The sequence below is a fragment of the Shewanella avicenniae genome (genome assembly GCF_017354945.1).
Taxonomy (GTDB): Bacteria; Pseudomonadota; Gammaproteobacteria; order Enterobacterales; family Shewanellaceae; genus Shewanella; species Shewanella avicenniae.
Genome location: NZ_CP071503.1, coordinates 576,920 through 596,707, shown reverse-complemented (window position 1 = coordinate 596,707; position 19,788 = coordinate 576,920). Strand labels below are relative to the sequence as shown.

Genomic DNA, 19,788 nt, shown 5'->3' with positions numbered 1-19,788 from the left:
TCATTTTCCTAATGCACCTGCGCCACGAGTAGGCCAACGACGATAAATAATCTCAACAAAGTACAGCAACAATGCCAACAGTAAACACAACGGATACAGACTGGTGGCGGTCAATTGTGGCCGCAGCTCAGCTGTATGAGCGGCACGATTGGGGTTTTCTAACAGCTCATCGGCGCGATAGATGCTGCCATTCAGTGTGGTCACGGCTTGCGGCAGCAATTGCGCAAACCCTTGTGGCACTTTGAGTTCACTCACTTGATCGCTACTGGCTTGTGCTACGGCGCGCAGCGGTTGTCCACGCAGTTGAGCTTGCAGCTGCAGCGCTTGGGCGTTAGCCACCGACAGCAGCGCGCTGTACTGGTTTGGCGAACGTTGCGTAAGCGCTATTGCTTGCCATTCACTGGCGTTAGCCGCTTTCCACGACAGGCTTGGCGCGGTTATAGCTGGCTCACTCAAGATTAATTGCAACCGCAGTTCATCGCCCTGACGTTGACTGAGCAACTGCATCGTCGCGAATGGATCGGCACTAGCGGCAATTTGCTGACCCAACCATTGGCCATACTCTGGCCACTGCTGCCAATTTTGAGTACTGCTGCCGAGCGGGCTGAACATCAACGCGGTCACATTGCCGGCGCCGACTCGCCAATGACTCAGCACCGGCGCTTTGTTGTCGGCCAATTGGTAGCTCACCTTGGCGGCGGCTTTGGCCTGCACCTTGGCAAAACCTTGCAGCGGTATTGGCAGCGTCACGCCATCGGTAGCTTGCACCGTATAACGCCCCGTTTGATAAACAGGTTGCGGCTCGCTTGAGGGACGATGGAAGTTCAGTTCCACCATCTTAAATTCATCATGGATGGCGTAAAAACGGCCACGGCCCCAGTTAGCCAGCTCCGCCATGCGCTGCTCGCCACCTTGGCTGTCACCGACCATCACCGCAGAAACGTTGATCTGATCTTGGGCGATAAACCGCAGCAAACGCTGGTAGTTTTCCTCTTCCACTGCGGCATCGGTGATCAACAAAATATGACGATAACGGCTCTGGCTGTTTTTCAGTCCAAAATAGGCTTCTTGAATTGCGGGAAACAACTCGCTGCCGCCCTGCGCTTGCATACGGCCAATGGCACGCTCAATCTCTTTGGGGTTTTCCACCGGTTGCATCGGCACCGCCCACTGACGGGTACCATAGAACTCAACAATCCCCACCTGATCTTGCGGTTTGAGCTTTTTCACCGCTAAGCGTGCCACCTGCTTGGCTAGCTCCATCGGCCGACCTTTCATCGAACCGGAGCTGTCGATCACAATTGCTAACGCCACACTCGGTTCGCGTTGTTGCTCTTGCTGTTGTAACTCTACCGGCAGTAACTCGGCGATGGGTTGCTTGGCAAACTCTGGACTGGCAAAGGCATTATCGGCGCCGCTGTACACTAAACCGACGCCCTGCTGCACCGCATCTTGCAGGCGTTTTTGGGTCAATTCTGGCAATTGTTCGCTGGCTAAGTTATCCAGCATCACAGTGTGATAACGGCTGAAATCGATGTCGCTGGCCAGCGGTAAATTAGCCGCTTCGACATTAAAGGCATCACCCAGCAGTTGCTGTAACTTAGCCGCAGCAGATGCATCACTGCTGGCGTATAACACTGAATAAGCAGGCTGTGCCGCAAGTAACCACTCACGTTCATCGAGCGTATTACTTGGCGCATTTGAATCTGCTTGGGCGCTGACTAGTTTCAACGTCAATTGGCTAAAGGCTTGACTGGCTGCAGGCAAACTGAGGCTAACACTGCTGCGCTGTGCGCCATTCAACGGCGCTGCGGCCACGGTTTGCGCAGTAACCAGTTCGCCATTTGCCCATGCTTGCAGCGTCAGTGACTGCTCACTGCGGCCTTCAATGGCCACGGTTAAGGTTGGGATCTGGCCAATGCGTACTTCAGCGGCCTGCACCTCGGCAATAAACGGCGCGGCCGTTGCTGCGGGGATGGCAATCCAATCTAAACTCACCTGCCGCAGCGCCAATTCGGCTAACAGCTGTGACCAATGATTGTCGGTGGCCATGCCATCGCTGATCAGTTCGATACGCGCTGCTTGCCCAGCGGGAATTAAGCTCAGCGCATGGTGAATTGCGTTGCCCAGTGAAGAACTTTGGCTGTCGAGATAGGTTAGCGCTTGTGGTGTCAGTGGCTGCAACAGCTGTTGCGACAAGGGCTCACCGCCCAGCTGCACCACAGCTAACTGCTCAGCAGACGACTGCTGTTGTTGCAGTCGCTGTTGTAATAGTTGCTGCGCTTGTTGCTTGGCCGCCGCCGTTAAACTGGCGGATTGATCGATCACCACCACCCGCACTTGCTGTGCGGTTTGATGCAAGAGTACCGGCTGCATCAGAGCCAAGGCGAGCAAGGCAAAAAGACCACAACGCAGCAGTCGTTGCTGGCGCGACACGCTGCGCCCCAGCCACCAAATCAGCGGCAATGCCAACAGTAATAACGCACCCCACGGATGCAATATCGTTAAACTCACGCCGTATCTCCTTAAGGCAAGCGGCCGCGTTGCAACAGTGCCCATTCCAACAGCAGTAGAACCGCTGCCAGCAAAATGCCCCAAGACAACATAGATAAAGCGCTCACTGATGACGCCAGACTGTCCTGCGCAGCTGCCACGGGCTCAGTAACACTCGCAGAAACACTCATAGATAAACTGGGCGCAAGCATCGAGGCGTAGGCAATTTTCCCGCTAGCATTGGTCTGAATACCGGCCACTAATGGCGTGGGACTCAGCGCATTTGCTGCAGCTGCCGTAGTTTGCGGCCACGGCTCTGCCACCGACAGATACGGGGTAAATTGCTGCTGGTTGGCTAGCCATCGTAAGGCTTGGCTGATCAGTTTGGGCAAGTCAGCACTCTGCTGCTCCAGCAGTTGATTAAGGCCAGCCGCGCTAAAATGCACTTGGCGTGCAACGCTCATCGTCACACGGCCACTGCGCAACGGCGGAAACTGCTGCTGTTCAGCCAAGGTTTGCCAGCCGTTTTGCTGCCACTGCTCGGCCAACGCTGCCTGCCATTGCTCGGCTTGCTTATCTTGTTCATCTTGTTCACGAGCGACAACAAAGCGCGCCAGATTATCGCTTTCATCGAGCAGCAGTTGCGCCTTAGCGCTTGGGCAGTTGTCAGCACTGAGACACACAGCAACATCGGCATCGGCATCCACCAGCGTCACGCCACGGTCGAGGCGAACCAGAGTGTGCAGCCATGCCGGCGTATTCGATGCTAATTGCAGCTTGATGACCGGCATCGACGCTAAGGTCAAGGTGGCGGTATTGTCTGCGCTAAATTCATCATCACTGGCCAAGGTCAGTTGTAACTGCTGCGGCGCGCTGGCGACATCCAGATCGCGGATCATAAATTTGCCATCGCCCAAGGCACGAATATCGGTCGGTTGCAGCCAGTAGCCGTCGAGCGAGAACTGCACCATGTTGGCGCTGAGTGGTCGTTCATCTGAGGCATACAAACCAAAGCTGACATCCACTTTGCCCCATAAACCCGACTGCGCAGGCGCTTGGCCGAGTGACACAATCGCTAAGTTATGGCTTAACGCTGGCGCCAGATAACGCGGATGCAAGGTGACCTGGCTAGGCAGCTCAGCCAGTTGCTTACCCCAAAATGGCGCGCCGTAATAGTAGAGTTTAATCGCTTCAGTAGGATGCTGTTGCAGCATCAAACTGAGCCATTGTTGGAACACGCTTTGATGGGCGCTAGCTGCAACGGACACCAGTTTTGGCCCGAGCAGTGCGTTGTTGTCTTGCTGATCCAGCAGCAACATGGCGCTGGCATCACCGACCCACACTTGGCGTTGCTCGGCTTGGCTAATGGCGACATCTTGCAGCAGCTGTTTTTTGGCATCGCGCAATCGGGTGTTGGCCTGCATCGCCACTGAGTTATCAATAAAATAGAGCGCCAATACGGGTTGCTGGGTTTGGCTGCGATGCATGCCGCTCAAGGCACCCCACAACAGCAAGGCGATGGCGATTGAGAGCAGTAACGCTAACCAGTAATGGAATTTTTGCCACAATACTCGCGCAGGCGCTTGCTGCGCCGCTTGCTGCCAAAACTGCGCGGTGGCTACGGTGACGACTTTGGTACGTGGTCGTAAAAATTGCAGCGCAAACAGGGCGATGGCGAGCAGCATCGCACCAGCGATCACTGCGACAAATGGCAGGTTGCTAAAACTCATAGCAGCAAACCTCCTTGACCAAACAGGGTTGCCAGTTGCGGCAATACTGGGCTGCTGGCATCTAAGCGTAATAACCCCGCGCCGCGCCCTCCGGCCAGTTGCGTCAGTTGGTCATTAAAAGCTTGATAAGCAGCTTGATAGTTGGCCAGCAGTTCTGGGGTGATCTGCAGATCGGCATACTCTGCCGTTTCGCAGTCTTGCAGCCGCACATCGCCGCTCATTTGCGTCTGTAAACTGGGGTCACTGTCCCACGGTTGGGTTAATTGCACCAGTAACAGCTTATGACGCAGCTGCCCCAGAGCATCAACCACAGGCGCTATCCCTTGGTTATCAAAAAAGTCAGATATCACAACAACCAAGCCTTGGCGCAGCGGAAAGCTGGCAAACTCTTGCAGCACATCGGCCAACGAGGTTTTGCTTTGCTGGTCGCCTTCGCTAATCAACTGTGCCAAACGCAGCAGTTGATGTTTGCCCGACATCCCTTTGTGCTGCATCTGCAATTTTTCAGAAAAGGGCAGCAGGGTTACCGCATCATGTTGATTTAGGGCAATGGCGCCCAAGGCGAGTGCCGCTTGCTTAGCGGCCGTAATCCGCGCTGGTTGCTCCAAGAACATGCTAGCTGACAGATCCAACAGCAGATAGACCGGCAGATCTTGTTGCTCTTCAAACACTCGCACGAAGACGCGGCCTAAACGGCGATAGATGTTCCAGTCGATCGCGCGCAGGTCGTCGCCGGCCACATAAGGTTTAAAGTCAGCAAACTCTAACCCTTGGCCTCGCGCTGGGGTTTTCTGCTCGGCCAAGCGACCGCCCTTGCCCGCTTGTGCCACACGCAAACTGAATTGTTGCACCTGCTCCACAAAGCTCGGGTCGAACAGGGGCGCTCCCTTGGTCGTTGCCATTAGTTCAACCCTTGCAGCACTTTGGCAATCAAGCTGTCAGCATCAATGCCGCTCGCTTGGGCCTTAAAGTTCATCACTAAACGGTGACGTAATACCGCACTCGCCACTGCACGAATATCTTGTTCAATCACTTCGCCGCGACCGGCCAACAAAGCCTGTACTTTACCGGCCAACATCAAGCTTTGAATCCCCCGCGGTGATGACCCAAGCGCCACGCACTCGTTCACTTCAGCAGGCGCATATTGGCTCATCGGCTGAGTGCCCATCACCAAGCGAATAGCAAAGGTTTTTGCCGCTTCAGTCACGGGCACACTGCGCACGATTTGGCGCATCTGATTCAACACGTCGCCGCTGGCCACCGCTTTTAACTCTATGGTCTCGCCACTGGTAGTGCGATCGATAATGGTGTGGTAGTCCTGCTCAGTCGGATAGCCCACCACCAGCTTAAACAGAAAGCGGTCTAATTGTGCTTCCGGCAACGGGTAAGTACCCTCTTGATCCACCGGGTTTTGGGTTGCCATCACGCAGAAGGGTTCATCTAATTTGATGGTGCGACGCCCTACAGTCACTTGCTTCTCTTGCATCACTTCCAGCAAGGCAGACTGCGTTTTGGGGGTGGCGCGGTTAATCTCATCCGCCAACACCAAGTTGGAGATGATCGGCCCCGGCTGAAACGTCAGCTCATGGCCACCGGTTTCGGTTTCCATTAGAACTGAGGTGCCTTGAATGTCGGCGGGCATCATATCGGGGGTGAACTGAATCCGCGAAAACGGCAAGTTCACCGCACGGCTGATCGAACTGACCAACATGGTTTTGCCCAGTCCGGGAACGCCTTCTAACAACACATGACCACCGGCACACAGCGCGGTTAACACGCCTTCGATCACCGCTTGTTGGCCAACCATCATGCGGCTCACTTCATGATGAATAGCGCGAAAATTGTCGCAGAAAAACTGGATCTGTTGCTGAGTGTCGGCTTGACGAATATCCATCATTGCTCCTGCCTTCATTGGGCCTTGTCGCTGTTTTGTTGTTCGGTGTGCAGTTGCTGATAAAACTTGCCAAGCAGTTGCAATTCCCACGGCTGCATTAGTCGTGCGGGTTGCGCTGCTTGCGCGCCATTGGCGCGGCCACGTTCGGCGGCGGGCATAGCGCTATTCGGCTGTTCATCAGGCTGCTTTTGTTTCATGGTGCGTTTTTCAGCGCCGGGACCGGGGGTGCCAACAAACTGATCTTCCATCGGTACTGACAACATTAAGCTGTTAATTCCGCGTGATTTTTTCAAACCATCATCACTGTGATTACCACTGTTTTGACTGTTTGGATTGGCTTGGTCGCCGGATTGCTGCTGACCTTGATTATTCTTGCTCTTTGGCGCTTGTTTCTTACCCGCCAGCTGCCCTTGCTGCCCCGCTTGTGCGTTGCCGTTTTGTGGCTTGCCGTTTTGTTGATCTTGGTTGGGCGTGCTGTCGCTCATGGCGCCCTCTTGGGCATTGGCGTTTTGACGCTCGCTATTATCCTGCAACGGCACAGCTGTTTGCGGTGGGTTTAGCGCCGCCATCGCTTGGTTGTTACTTTGATCAGCTTTGGCGCTGTTATCAGTTTTCGCATCCGCGCCAGTGGCAGCCGCTTGATTGGCAGAGTTAGCCGCTTCGGTGCTACTGGTTTGGTTAGCACCGACTTTATGGGTGCTGGCGGTTGCTGGAGTCTTGCTACTTGCAGCAGCGGCCGCAGGATTGTTGGTTGCAGCATCGGCGTTGTTAGCACGCTTGGCGGCGCTGTCTAGTGCGCTGTCTGGCATGTTGCTAGCCGCATCTGCAGCTGAATTTAGTTCGTTGGTATGTATGGCGGCGTTAGCATCAGTCCCTTGCTTGGCTGGCGCCGTGGCCAATACGGTTGCTGTGGCAATATCGGTTTGCTGAGTCGCGCCATTTGCATTGGCTAGCACCACAGTTGCAGTTGAGTGACCGAAAGGTTGCCACCACAACAGCAACAACAGTACAGTGGTCACTGGCAGTTGCGCGCGAGTGAACACTGAAAATGGCGTTAGCGTGTGCTCAGGTTGAGGCGCATCACACGTTAACGCTTGATTGATGGCATTCGCGCTGTCTAAAATCGCCGCCAATTGGAATGGCCCCGGCGCTTGATGCTGACAGAACTCATCGGCAGTTTGCAGCCGGTCATCATCGTTCAGCAGCTTGTCATACATTGCTAATGCTGTAGCGCGAGCAGGTTTCACGGTGCGCAGTTGCAGCCAATATAGCCCCACAAACACCAACGTGGGCAACAGCAGCAATACAGCCCAAAAACTCAGGCGGCTTATCAAAGGTTGCGTAGCGCCGAGCCACTGCCACAAACAGGCGATAACCACGATGGGCGCAAAGCACCACAGACTGCGGCGCAACGCCTCGTGCCGTGCTGCGGCTCTTGCAACGGCGAACAGGCTGGCTTGGCCGCGTTGAGCGAGCTCATCCAGTTGCTGTTTAATCTGCTGTTGACCTGCTTGTGTCATTACTCCACCGCTCTCACTTTGCCCACGGCTTTACCGTGGTGAACTCTTTCCATGTTCCATTTGACACTAGAAAACTTGCACCAACCTTGCAGCCATAGGGTGCCAATAACTTTTTCACAACAGACAAAAAATGGCTGCAAGGCTGGTGTAAGGAAACTATGACTTAATAGATTGGCGATGAAATACTCAACCTTGGAGAAACTCATTGAAAAACTTTAATAAAACTGTTGTTTCTGCCTTATTTAGCGGCATGTTACTGCTGCCGAGCGCTATTGTGCCAGCAAGTGAAATCCCACAACATGCCCTTGCCAAAATTAACATTGACTACCAAACCTTCACCCTGCCCAACGGCTTAACCACCATTGTGCATACTGACCACAGTGTGCCGAATATTTACGTAGGCGTTTGGTACAAGGTCGGCTCGAAAAATGAACCTGAAGGTAAAACCGGTTTTGCGCACCTGTTTGAACATTTGATGTTCCAACAGACGATTCATCGCGACGTTGAATACTTCCTGCCATTTGATAAAGCGGGCGCGGTGGGCATGAATGGCACCACCGACCAAGATCGTACCAACTACTATCAAACAGTGCCAAGCAACGCGATTGATTTGGCACTGTGGATGGAATCTGATCGCATGGGCTATCTCGGCCCCAGCATCACCCAAGATTTATTGGATGAACAACGCGCAGTCGTCAAAAATGAAAAGCGCCAAGGCCAATTAAGTCCAGGTGCAGGTATCTACGAACGCTTTTTGAAGAATTTCTACCCTAAAGGTCATCCCTACGATCACACCACCATTGGCTCAATGGAAGATCTGGAAAACGCCTCACTGGATGACGTAAAGCAATGGTTTAACGACGCCTATGGCGCGACCAATGCGGTGTTGGTGCTGTCCGGTGATATCGACGTTGAAAGCGCCAAAGCGAAAGTCAGCCACTATTTCAGCGATGTGCCAGCGGGTAAACCGATGGACAAGATCGACCAGTGGATCCCGAGCTTAGATCATATTCAACGCGACGTGATTTACGACAAAGTCGCCAATATCAGCCTGAGCCGCGTTTGGCCACTGCCGAACAGCAGCGCCAAAGATACGACCCTGATGGAGCTGGTGAGCCGCACGTTAGCGGGCGGTAAAAACACTCCGCTGTACGATGTGCTGGTAGATGAAAAGCAGTTAGCGGTGGCGGTGTCAGCCAATGTCAGCGCCAACGATGTCAACAGTATCTTCTCGCTCGATGTAACCTTGAAGCCCAATGCCGATCCTGAGCAGGTAGAACAGATCATCGACCAAACCCTGCAGACCTTCTTCAAAAAAGGCCCAGAAGAGGATCAGCTTGCGGCGATTAATTTAGGCGGCGAAATCTCCTTGCTGCGCTCTATGGAGAGCAATGAAGCGATTGGCTCTCAGCTGATCCAAGGCATGGTACATCACAACGACCCGTTGTTTGTGAATCAACAACGCAAATGGATCAGTGGCGCCGATAGCGACGAAGTGCGTAAGGTCGCCAAGCGTTGGCTCGATAAACCATATTACGAAGCGCGCCTGCTGCCGGAGCCAAGCACCAGCGCCATGACCGCCAGCGTTGACCGCAGCAAAATGCCAGCGGTGGGCGAATTTAACGGCAAAATCACCATGCCGCCGATTCACCAAGCGGTGTTAGCCAACGGCATGAAAGTGGTCGTTGCTGAGCGGCATAATCTGCCCTTGGTGGATATCAGCATGCAGTTTGATACCGGTTCTTTAGTGGATCAGTTCTATGCGCCGGGCACTGCAGCGCAAGCCTTTGGCATGCTGACCACTGGTACCCAAGAATATGACATGGGCGAGTTGGCCAAAAAGGCCGACAGCTTAGGCGTAGGGATTGTCGGTGGCGCTGGCAATCAAGGCAGTGGTGTAAGCTGGAATAGCTTGTCATCGACCCTTGATGATGCCTTTGCGCTGGCGGCGGAAGTGATCCGTCACCCCACCTATCCGCAAGCTGAACTGAATAAAGTGATCGACAATATCGACTCTTCTTATGACAGCTATGAGCTGGAGCCGATGCGTTCCGCAGCCGAAGTTTACAACAAGGCGATTTGGGGCGCAGAGCATCCCTTTGGCCAGATTGTCAGCCGCGAGCAAGCTAAGCAGATCAATCGTGACACCATCAAGAAATTCCACGACAACGAGATTGGCCCCAACAACGCCACCCTTTATTTAGTGGGTGATGTGACCCTCGCCGAAGCTACCAAGCTGGCGAACAAATACTTTGGTGATTGGGACAAAGTTAAGCCGACGCCACTGCCAGCGATCACCGCTGCGCAAGGCCAAGTGGGCAAAATCATTCTGGTGGATGCACCGGGCGCCGTTCAAAGCAGCATTTCAGTCGGCCATACCGTGGCGGCGTTTGACAAAGACCAAGCCGCGACGCAGATGTTGATGGATGCCGCGCTAGGTCAAGGCTTTAACAGCCGTTTGAACATGAACCTGCGTGAAGACAAAGGTTGGGCGTACGGCTTTGGCGCCAGCATTAAAAACGAGCCTGAAGGCGAACGCGTGTTTACGGCCAGCGGCACAGTGCAAACCGATAAAACCGCCGCGGCGATGAGCGAAATTAAGCGCGAAATCAGCGAATACATCAGCACTAAGCCGCAAACCGAAGCTGAACTAGAACGTGATAAATCCGCAACTGTGTTTTCTATTCCACAAGGCTTTACCAACAACGGTGCCTTTATGAAAACCATGATTAACGCTGATCTGTATCACCTGCCATATCAACGTATTGAAGGTGCAGCAGCGCGTTTAACTGAGGTGACACTGGCACAAAGTCGCGAATTGGCAAAAGCCAGCTATAAACCAGACGCCCTCACTTGGGTGATTGTGGGTGACTTGAGCAAGATTGAAACCGACATCCGCGCCCTGAAACTGGGGCCAGTGGAAGTATGGGACGTTTACGGTAACAAACTGCGTTAACAAACTCATGGGGTCAGGTTCCCAGCCTGAACTCAGTTGAGGTGAGTGATTTTTCTTCTTCCTTGCCGCCAATGGACGGTGGATTTTATAGCCTGAAGCGCTTTGCTTCAGGCTTTTTTTTCGTCTAAAAATAAAGCGCTTAGCCAAATCTGACTCGCACTTTAGCGCAAATAATGCCATAAATTAACTATCCCCTTTTTGCCGAGAATGCCCCGCATGTTGGCGACAATCGCTCAATCTTCGCTGTTTATCCGCCTGTGCGACTGGCTGCCGGGGTTAAGCCAACTGCTGCATTATCAAAAGGAATGGTTTAAAGACGATCTGCGCGCCGCCTTATCGGTCACGGCAGTCGCCCTCCCTGTGGCCATAGCCTATGCCCAGCTCACCGGCGTCAGTGCGGTGGTCGGCTTGTATTCCTGTGTGTTGCCGATGCTGGTGTACGCCCTATTTGGCTCCTCTAGACAACTGATTGTCGGCCCAGACGCCGCCACCTGTGCGGTGCTGGCCGCTGTGGTCACGCCATTGGCAGCAGGCGATCCGCAACGCCACTGGCAATTGATCATGACCATGACCTTTATGACCGGACTCTGGTGCTTGCTAGCCTCGCGTTTTAGCATCGGTGTGTTGGCGGAGTTTTTATCAAAACCAATTCTGTTAGGGCTGCTAAACGGGGTGGCGATTACCATTATCGTCGGCCAGTTTTCCAAAATTTTGGGCTTTCGTTATCAAGAGCCTTACCTGCTGGAGCGCTTACTGCATACGCCGCAATATCTGGCGCAAACCCATTGGTTAACCCTTGCCATTGCCATCCTCACCTTGATGTTTTTTATTCTCACCAAGCTGATGCGGCCGCAGTGGCCTGCAGCGATGATTGCCATTACGGTGGCGACTTATGTCAGTTGGGCGCTCGATTTGGGCGATGATGGCGTGGCAGTTGTCGGCAGCGTCAGCAGTGGCCTGCCTGAGTTTCAGTCACCCGTGTTTGATTTGGGGCTGACGCGGGAGTTGGTGATGCCCGCGCTCAACTTGGCGATGGTGAGTTTCATCAGCATGATGCTCACGGCCCGTAGCTTTGCCGCCAAAAATGGCTATGACATTGATGCCGATGCCGAATTTCGCGCGCTGGGATTCGCCAATATAGCAGCCGCTGCATCGCAAGGCTTTGCCGTCAGTGGTGCCGATTCCCGCACTGCGGTAAACGATGCCAACGGCGGTAAAACCCAGTTAGTGTCGGTGATCAGCGCCTTGGTAATATTGCTCATCATTCTGTTTGCTACTGCACCACTGGCCTATATTCCGGCATCGGCATTGGGCGTGGTGTTGGTGATTGCTTCCGCATCGCTGATTGATATCAAAGCACTATGGCGGCTGCGCAAACGCGACAACGGCGCCTTTACGCTGGCACTCATCACGCTGTTTGCGGTGCTGTTTATTGGGGTGATCCCCGGCATTACGTTGGCTGTGTTACTGGGCCTGTTCCAGTTTTTAAAAGTGGTGATGCGCCCCGACGACCAAATCCTTGGTATTAATCAAAAAGGGATTTTGCGCAGTTTAGGCAAGAGCGACAAGGTGAAGCCGATTGACGGCATTCTGATCTACCGCTTCAACTCGCCGCTAACCTACTTCAATGCAGTCTATTTTAAGCGGCGCTTGCTCTCGGCAATTGCCACGCAAACCATGCCGGTGGAAACGGTGATTGTCGATGCGGTGAGCTGCTTTAGCCACTTTGATTTGAACGTAATGGCGATGATTGACGAGCTACATAAGCTGCTGAAAAAGAAAAATATTACCCTGATTTTGGCAGGACGAAAAAGGGAATTAATCGCCTGGTGTGAGGCGGCGGGGGTTGATATCAGCGATGGTGATATTGTTATTCGCCCCGATTTAACCATGGCAGTGAGGATGCTGCCCAACTACAAGGTGGCGCTGTCGCAAGGCTTGGCACCGCAAGTGCGCAAACAGGAAGACCCCGACGAAGTGTTGGCGCACTCGCTGCTATAAGCGGTTGTTTAAGCCACTAACGCCGTTGTGTAAGCCGCTAACCTTACAGGGTCTCAGCCTCAACTAGCGTCACTCGTATGTAGCTTAGGTGCGTGGCGCGTGAAACTGGATAGTAAATTCGGCGCCGCCACCCTCGGCATTTTTCGCAGTGACATCCGCCTGATGCAGTTGGGTAATGGCTTTCACAATCGCCAAACCTAAGCCATGACCGTTGCGGTTTGGCGGAAATTTAGCAAACGGCTCAAACAGTGCCTTTAGCTTGTCTGTGGGAATGCCGGGGCCAAAATCACGCACCGTCAGTTCACCCTGACTATTGAGGTGCAAGAGCACTTGGCTGTCAGGCACAGAAAATGACACCGCATTGTCCACCAGATTGGCGATGGCGACTTCAAGTAAACCTTCATCTCCCAGCAGCACCAAGGCATCTAAATCGCTGCTAAAGGTTAACGTCACGCCGGATTCTTGGGCGTAGCTGCCCCGTTCGCGTAGCACCCGCTGGCAGCATTGCACCACATCAATCTCTTGTTCGAGCGACTTCGGCCCGCCAATCCGCATTAAACGCAGCAGTTGGTTCACTAGGCTGATCAAACGGCGTACATCATCAATGAGCTTGTCTTTGATTTCGCCGTCATCCAGCAACTCTAGCCGAGTACGCAACACGGTCAGCGGGGTGCGCATCTCATGCGCGGCAGTAGAGAGAAAGAAATTATGTTGCTGCTGGGTAGCATCGACCCGTGCAATCATCTCATTCACCGCTTGCACTAGCGGTAACACTTCTGCGGGCATGCCTTTTTCTGGCAGCTTTTGGTCGAGTTTTTTCGGGTCAAACGAATAAGCAACGTTGGCCAATTTACGCATTAAGCGGAAGTTGAAAAACAGGATCAGCGCGGTGATGACAAACACCCCTAGCGAGTTAATCAACACGCTGCGGCTACCGCTCCACACCATGCGCTGATAGTAATCCCACACGGTTGTTTGCTCTTCAAACACCGGCACATTAATGCCGGTGAATTCGAGGTAAAAACTTTGTTTGTTGCAGAAGCTGTATTGAATAAAGCCTGCACCGCTTGGCTCATTGAGCTGTTGCATGTAGTAACTGCACAACGGCGTGTCGGTTAACGGTTGGTTGGCCTGATCGACTTGATCCAATTTTAGCGTGTAATAGAACAACGAATCGCCGTTGCTGTAGTTGTGGCCGTTAACCCGCAAATAATAGTGAAACTGCGGATTTTGCTGAAAAAATACGCTGAATTCTTCCGGGAACTGTATTTCTGTGGCATTGCCGCCATTGAGCTGCTGATCAATAAAACCCCGTAACTGCTGGCGTACTTTTTCAACCGTATAGTCTTGCGGTGTGCTCTTGGAAAAATCTATGTTCACAACCGGCTGAATAGCGAAGTAGTAGATACTGCCGAGAATAAACAACACCGACAGAATCAACATCTGCCCAAAGATAGAACGGTGCAAATTCAGCAGGGTTTTAAAGCGCATCATATGACTCAATGGTGCTCATCCTTGAAGAGTGAAGTACTGACCACACTGGCATCGATGACGGTGCGGCAACAACAGTTATGCCTCATTCGGCAGTGACACAGAAGCTAACAACTCAGCAATGATACTGGCCGTATCAATCTTGGCTGCTTGCGCTTGAAAATTGGTCACGATGCGGTGACGCAATACTGGCAAGGCAACTCGGCGAATATCATCACAGCTGACCGCAAACCGACCATGCAACAATGCTTGCACTTTGGCGGCGAGCATCAAGCTTTGAATCCCCCGCGGTGAAGCCCCAAGGCTGACATAGCGGTTGACGTTATCGGTGGCATAGTCGCTGTGGGGCTGCGTCGCCATCACCAAACGAATCGCATAGCTTTTAGCGGCATGTGGCACAGGCACTTCGCGTACAATAGCACGCAATCGGCACAAAGTGGCGCCGTCGGTGACCGGGTTAATCTGGATCTGCTCACCACTGGTGGTACGGTCGATAATGGTGTGGTAATCCTGCTCGGTTGGGTAGCCTACCACTAGCTTAAACAGGAATCGATCCAGCTGCGCTTCTGGCAGTGGATAAGTGCCTTCCTGATCGACCGGGTTTTGCGTGGCCATCACACAAAATGGCTCGGGCATTTTTAAGGTCATGCGCCCCACGGTCAGTTGTTTTTCCTGCATCACTTCCAGCAGTGCAGACTGGGTTTTTGGAGTGGCGCGGTTGATCTCATCCGCCAACACCAAGTTAGACACAATCGGCCCCTGCTGAAAACTGAGCTCATGACCACCGCTGGCGCTTTCTGTCAGCACGGAAGTACCGACAATATCGGCGGGCATCATGTCTGGGGTAAACTGAATGCGGCTAAATTCCACATTCACGGCCCTACTGAGAGCACTGACCAGCATGGTTTTACCCAGCCCCGGTACGCCCTCTAACAGAATATGCCCACCGGCCATCAACGCCGTTAACACGCCTTCCACCACATCGTGTTGGCCGACAATCATGCGGCCGACTTCGGCACGCACCGCTTCAAAAACTTGTTTAAATTCCGCTGCTGCGGTTTGGGCGGAGACGAGAGTATTGGTTTGCATATTCCGATTCTGTTACGTCAGATTCTGTTACGTCAGATTGTGTTCATCATGCGCTGCTTTGCTTGCCGCAACCTGACTCGATTAATCACCGTTAACCAAGCTGTATCCCATACCGCGCACCGTTTGAATTTTGATGCTGTCAGTGTGTTCCGCTAAGTTCTTGCGCAGCCGACTCACTTGCGACTCTAATGAGTTGGAGGTGACAAATTTATCAAAGCCATAAACCCGCGATTCCAGTGTTTCGCGAGTGACTAGACTGCCGGGGCGCGCCATTAACGCTTCTAATACCAAGGCTTCAGTGCGGCGCAAGTTCAGTGCTTCGCCTTCAATGCTAAAGGCACGGCTTTCAACGTCATACTGCAAGCAACCAAAGGTTTTGATGTCGCGTTGTGCTTTCATCGGTTGGCGCAAGGCGTTGCGAATGCGCGCCAGCAACTCACGCGGCTCAAATGGTTTGGCAATATAGTCGTGGGCGCCGGCTTCTAAGCCGCGCACCCGATCATCCACATCGCCTAAGGCTGTCAGCAAAATGACCCGTTGCGGTCGATTGTGTTCATTAAAAAAGGCCAGCATCGACATTCCTTCGCCATCAGGCAGCAGACGGTCGAGCAGCACTAAATCAAAGGTGTTTTCTAAAATGGCAGTTTTGGCTATCGCCAAGGTTGGCGCTAAATCTACGACAAATCCCTGTTTTTCGAGGTAGGCCACCAGCGTTTCAGCAATGTTGATGTCATCTTCTATGAGCAACAAACGCATATTAATCTCCTGGTGTGAAAGTAAGGGCTCACAATAGAAACGCCCCGAAACCATGTTCGAGGCGTTTTATTACGCATAGACTACCGTCAGTTTAGAACTCGTATTGCAGTTCCAGTGACAGCGTACGCCCAGCCACATTATAGCGTGCTACATCGTACGGTAGTTGTTCAACAACCACAAATGAAGGCGCTCTATCAAAGATGTTACGACCAGCGAAGTTCACGCGCAGGCTGTTGCTAAGTTGATAAGACATAGTCAAATCAAACGTCGTCATCGAGCCGACATCTTTGTTCTTCTCTGGGTTAATTTCTTGACCCGCTGACAGCTGTACTTCGTAGTCGTTGATATACGACGGCAGATAGTAAGCCCACAGTGTAGCGCTGAAATTATTGTAGGTGTACTGCAATGAACCGGTCATCTTGTAGCGATCAACGCCACCCAGGTGACCCACGTCAGACATTGGATCACTGTCAGCAAACAGCTTGGTTTCTGACTTCAGGTTACGGATGAAAGTCAGGTGTGGCTTGAATGAACCGAAGTCGGTGTACAGGTAGTAACCTACTTCATACAGCAGTGACGAGTACTCTGAACCTGACATGTTGAAGGTCATGTTACGTACAGCGGTAATCTTGCCGTTTTCATCACGTGGATAAAAATCTTCCAGCGCAACGGTTTGTTCAAACGGTGCGTAATGGTTCAGATCATCCAGATCAGCGTATTCGTTGTCGATCTTGGTGTTGTTGTAGGTGACATCAACCGTCAAACCAGACAATACGCCACTTGGCAACCAAGACACTGTGTACGAGGCTTGCTTCGAGGTTTGTGGCTTCAGCTTCTCATTTGGTGCAGTGGTTCTTGGTGCGTAGTAGCCATAAGAACTGCCCCAGTCGAAGTCACAATCTGCGTTTGCACGGCAATCGTAATAAGGATCGTTGGTCAGATAAGCGGTATATGAACTTGTACCCGTCACGTTAAACATCGCAGTGTATGGCGGCGCTTTAAAGCCTTCAGTCCATTTGGCACGTACAGTCACGTCACTGATCGGTTCCCATTTGAAACCATAGCTTGGAGTCCAACGGGTGAAAGTGTTTTTACCGTAAAGGATCTCGCCACCCTGCTCGACAGGTACGCCATCAATAGTGCCCAAGGCACCTTCGGTAGAGTAGCTATCGCGGCGCGCCGCTAAGCTCAGGGTTAACGCGTTCATCCCAGGGAAGTTCAGCTTATGACCAAACACCGGCACGCTGGCTTCAGCAAAGAAACCATTACGGGTGCGGTGAACCGCTTCACCAGTCATTACTTTAACTTCGTTACTATCAATGCCATCGTCGTTATACTCACCACCAACGGCGTAATACACTTTACCCGCTGGCAGTTCCATCAGTGCGCCATTCAAACGCAGCTCATAGTTTTCCAAGCGTGAACCACGAGATTCACTGTTATGACGATAGTAGAACGGATCTAAACCGCTGCCAGAACCATCTGCAGTTGACTTCCATGGGTTGAAAGCGATGTTAGGGTCATTGCTGGTTAATGCCGCACATTGGCGATCAAACAGGTCTTGATAAAACGCCTGCTCGGCTCCTGCGTAACGGCCATAATCCAGTTGGAAGTTATAGCAACGGAAACCATTTGGCGATGCCGAATCAGAAATCATCGATACGATTGAATCGTAGTCGTAGGTTGCACCTTTAGTGGTTGCACGTGAGGTGGTGTAGATGAATTCCAACTTAGTATCTTTGTTGAATTCATAACTTACCCCAGCATTCAAGCTCCAAGTGTCACTGCGGTTTTGACTGTGACCGTATGGCATTTGACCTGAGGCTAACTCGTCTTCTGGGTAGTAGTAAGCAGTAACGCCCGGATCCCATGAACTGAAATAGTATTCAGGGAATGGGTTGTAGTATTGCCCTGGCGCCATAGTGAGTGAAATGCCATCGCTTTCAATCACATCTTGTGAGGATTCGTTGCGAGTGAACAAACCAGTGCCGTAGACTTTCAGCTTATCAGTCAACTCTTGTTCAAAGTTCAGCGTAACGCTCTTAGACTCAGTGTCTGGACCACCGACGCGAGGCACAAAGTCACGGATCGCTTCACGACCCACTTCCACCATGTCGTCCATAGTTGGGCGGCCACCAGCATAGCCATCGCGAATGGTGTAAGCACTGATAGTGTTGATATAGGCGTCTAAGTCCCAGTCATAATAACTGGTAGAGTTATTGATGATGCCGGGTTGCCCGCCATTGCTAAACGAACGACGGTCAAAGTTCTCATCGCCATCGTAGTAAGCAGAGTAGTCGTTAGTCACGTAACCAGTTTTAGCGTTGATAACCGGCTTACGTTTGCTGTAATCCAGCGTCATAGACACGGTACCAGAGTTCCAGCCATAGCCACTGTAAACGCTAAAGCGAGAGTTATCAGCGCCGTTGTTTGAATCTTCGTGTTGCACGGTCACTGTGGTGCCGGTGTAGCCACTCTTCAGAATGAAGTTGATTACGCCGCCCATTGCATCAGCACCGTATACCGCAGATGCACCGTCAGTAGTGATTTCAACGCGCTCGATCGCGCTCAATGGAATACCGTTCAGGTTAACGAAGCCATCTTGAATACCGGCAGCACCCGCCATACGGCGACCATTAACCAGAATCAATGTACGGCCTGCGCCCATACCACCTAAGTTCGCCGCAGAGACACCCAGCGCACCAATCGATGACATGTTTGATGGGCTACCATCAGCCACACCCAGTGGACCTCTAACACGGCTGTTAGCCATACCACCAATGGTGGCCAAGTTTTGAGGCAGTGTGCGGATCAGCTCTTCAACGCTGCTCACACCGCGCTCTTTAATATCTTGTTCAGTGATGATCGTCGGCTTAGAAACCACGTTACCATATTGCAAGCGTGAACCAGTCACGACGATATGTTCATCGGGTTTAACCTTAGGCGCGTTTGCCTTTTGATCATTCGCCGCCGCAGCTGTAGGGGCTTGAGGCGCTTGAACTTCAATGTTGGCGTCTTTTTCGGCAGCAAAGGCAGCTGGAGCATTGATCCCCAGTACCGCTAATGCCACTAATGACAATTTGAATTTGTTGGTGCTCACCTAAGTGTTCCTCCCGACCATTCTTATAAAATTTGTTGATTCGAAGCTTTTTACTAATTTTTAATCAGTTGTTTCATTTTTGTTTCATGCTCGAACAACAGTCTTATAACGAATAAACCTTGCACCAACCTTGCAAGCGTAGAATCAAAGCGTGATGCGCGACGCGTCTATTGTCAAAAGCACATTTCGCGAACACCATGACTGCGATTAGCCCAGCTAATTCGAAAAATGGCCTTTATTGCATCCTGCGGCCATCATCAATCTGATAACAATTCATGTGACAACAGCAAGTTAAGCTGGCAGTAAAAGCAAGTTATTCCGCCCAGTTGGCCTCAGTAAAACACCGCACGCCGCCCAAAATCCTCATGCGGAAATGCGCTCCAAACGGGCACATTTTGACTAAACTTAATATGACGATTAATCCGCAAATAATGGAGCCCATCATGATCCCTCCAGACGTTGAGATGAAAATCCAAGCCAACAGCAAGCACATTAAAAGCTTAGCAATGCGTATCCATCAGTTAGAGGAGATGCACTTGGCTGAACCCGCAAATTCAGATTACATTGAGCTGCAAACCCAGCAGAAAAAACTGGTCGATGAAAATCGGCAGCTACTGGCGAAATACAACTAGCGTCATGCCGCATGCCATTCGGTAGCTAGGCAAATTGTGAGCTAGCGGGTTAGGTAGCCACTCAATGTGATTTGAAACGCACCACCCCAGATAAAAAAAGCCAGCTAAGCTGGCTTTTTTGTATTA

General features: G+C 52.1%; 13 protein-coding genes. 3 read left to right on the top strand and 10 right to left on the bottom strand.

Features of this window, described 5'->3' with window-relative positions; genetic code table 11:
• The 6 genes from JYB87_RS02545 to JYB87_RS02520 are packed head-to-tail and all read right to left on the bottom strand — an operon-like array spanning position 1 to position 7,843.
• Positions 1-2,514: a vWA domain-containing protein gene (locus JYB87_RS02545; RefSeq protein WP_207355349.1), complete on the bottom strand. Its 2,514-nt coding sequence runs from the start codon at positions 2,512-2,514 to the stop codon at positions 1-3.
• 11 nt (positions 2,515-2,525) lie between these two features.
• The gene (locus tag JYB87_RS02540) at positions 2,526-4,223 is read right to left on the bottom strand and encodes a BatA domain-containing protein (RefSeq protein ID WP_207355348.1); all 1,698 of its coding nucleotides are present in this window, start codon (positions 4,221-4,223) and stop codon (positions 2,526-2,528) included.
• Positions 4,220-5,125 carry a DUF58 domain-containing protein gene (locus JYB87_RS02535; protein WP_207355347.1) on the bottom strand — a complete coding sequence of 302 codons (906 nt, stop codon included), beginning with the start codon at positions 5,123-5,125 and terminating at the stop codon, positions 4,220-4,222. Before JYB87_RS02535 ends, JYB87_RS02540 begins: the two co-directional genes overlap by 4 nt.
• On the bottom strand, positions 5,125-6,117 hold the full coding sequence (locus JYB87_RS02530) for an AAA family ATPase (RefSeq protein WP_207355346.1): 993 nt from the start codon (positions 6,115-6,117) through the stop codon (positions 5,125-5,127). Before JYB87_RS02530 ends, JYB87_RS02535 begins: the two co-directional genes overlap by 1 nt.
• Before the next feature lie 14 nt (positions 6,118-6,131).
• Positions 6,132-7,637 (bottom strand): hypothetical protein, encoded by a 1,506-nt coding sequence (locus JYB87_RS02525; protein ID WP_207355345.1) that lies wholly within the window; start codon positions 7,635-7,637, stop codon positions 6,132-6,134.
• Positions 7,637-7,843 carry a hypothetical protein gene (locus tag JYB87_RS02520; RefSeq protein WP_207355344.1) on the bottom strand — a complete coding sequence of 69 codons (207 nt, stop codon included), beginning with the start codon at positions 7,841-7,843 and terminating at the stop codon, positions 7,637-7,639. The genes JYB87_RS02525 and JYB87_RS02520 overlap by 1 nt, the downstream gene beginning before the upstream one ends.
• Here JYB87_RS02520 and JYB87_RS02515 point away from each other — a divergent pair.
• Positions 7,843-10,593, top strand: a complete 2,751-nt coding sequence (locus JYB87_RS02515) for a M16 family metallopeptidase (protein WP_207355343.1) — start codon at positions 7,843-7,845, stop codon at positions 10,591-10,593. The genes JYB87_RS02520 and JYB87_RS02515 overlap by 1 nt on opposite strands.
• 216 nt (positions 10,594-10,809) lie before the next feature.
• Positions 10,810-12,594 (top strand): SulP family inorganic anion transporter, encoded by a 1,785-nt coding sequence (locus tag JYB87_RS02510; protein ID WP_207355342.1) that lies wholly within the window; start codon positions 10,810-10,812, stop codon positions 12,592-12,594.
• Between the two features lie 84 nt (positions 12,595-12,678).
• Here the strand turns inward: JYB87_RS02510 and JYB87_RS02505 are convergent, their stop codons facing one another.
• The 4 genes from JYB87_RS02505 to JYB87_RS02490 all read right to left on the bottom strand — a co-directional run bounded on the left by JYB87_RS02505 (position 12,679) and on the right by JYB87_RS02490 (position 19,030).
• Positions 12,679-14,088, bottom strand: coding sequence for a sensor histidine kinase (locus JYB87_RS02505; protein ID WP_228729984.1), 1,410 nt, complete (start codon positions 14,086-14,088; stop codon positions 12,679-12,681).
• 75 nt (positions 14,089-14,163) lie between these two features.
• Positions 14,164-15,174, bottom strand: coding sequence for an AAA family ATPase (locus JYB87_RS02500; RefSeq protein ID WP_207355340.1), 1,011 nt, complete (start codon positions 15,172-15,174; stop codon positions 14,164-14,166).
• 81 nt (positions 15,175-15,255) lie between these two features.
• Positions 15,256-15,930 (bottom strand): response regulator transcription factor, encoded by a 675-nt coding sequence (locus JYB87_RS02495; protein WP_207355339.1) that lies wholly within the window; start codon positions 15,928-15,930, stop codon positions 15,256-15,258.
• A 91-nt stretch (positions 15,931-16,021) separates the two neighbouring features.
• Positions 16,022-19,030, bottom strand: a complete 3,009-nt coding sequence (locus JYB87_RS02490; RefSeq protein WP_207355338.1) for a TonB-dependent receptor domain-containing protein — start codon at positions 19,028-19,030, stop codon at positions 16,022-16,024.
• Between the two features lie 443 nt (positions 19,031-19,473).
• Here JYB87_RS02490 and JYB87_RS02485 point away from each other — a divergent pair, with 443 nt between their 5' ends.
• On the top strand, positions 19,474-19,662 hold the full coding sequence (locus JYB87_RS02485) for a hypothetical protein (protein WP_207355337.1): 189 nt from the start codon (positions 19,474-19,476) through the stop codon (positions 19,660-19,662).
• The last annotated feature ends 126 nt before the right edge of the window (positions 19,663-19,788 follow it).

Bases quoted from the DNA above. Each gene is read 5' to 3' on its own strand.
- JYB87_RS02540 (WP_207355348.1), bottom strand. From the start codon at position 4,223: ATGAGTTTTAGCAACCTGCCATTTGTCGCAGTGATCGCTGGTGCGATG.
- JYB87_RS02535 (WP_207355347.1), bottom strand. From the start codon at position 5,125: ATGGCAACGACCAAGGGAGCGCCCCTGTTCGACCCGAGCTTTGTGGAG.
- JYB87_RS02530 (WP_207355346.1), bottom strand. From the start codon at position 6,117: ATGGATATTCGTCAAGCCGACACTCAGCAACAGATCCAGTTTTTCTGC.
- JYB87_RS02525 (WP_207355345.1), bottom strand. From the start codon at position 7,637: ATGACACAAGCAGGTCAACAGCAGATTAAACAGCAACTGGATGAGCTC.
- JYB87_RS02520 (WP_207355344.1), bottom strand. From the start codon at position 7,843: ATGAGTTTCTCCAAGGTTGAGTATTTCATCGCCAATCTATTAAGTCAT.
- JYB87_RS02510 (WP_207355342.1), top strand. From the start codon at position 10,810: ATGTTGGCGACAATCGCTCAATCTTCGCTGTTTATCCGCCTGTGCGAC.
- JYB87_RS02505 (WP_228729984.1), bottom strand. From the start codon at position 14,088: ATGATGCGCTTTAAAACCCTGCTGAATTTGCACCGTTCTATCTTTGGG.
- JYB87_RS02500 (WP_207355340.1), bottom strand. From the start codon at position 15,174: ATGCAAACCAATACTCTCGTCTCCGCCCAAACCGCAGCAGCGGAATTT.
- JYB87_RS02495 (WP_207355339.1), bottom strand. From the start codon at position 15,930: ATGCGTTTGTTGCTCATAGAAGATGACATCAACATTGCTGAAACGCTG.
- JYB87_RS02485 (WP_207355337.1), top strand. From the start codon at position 19,474: ATGATCCCTCCAGACGTTGAGATGAAAATCCAAGCCAACAGCAAGCAC.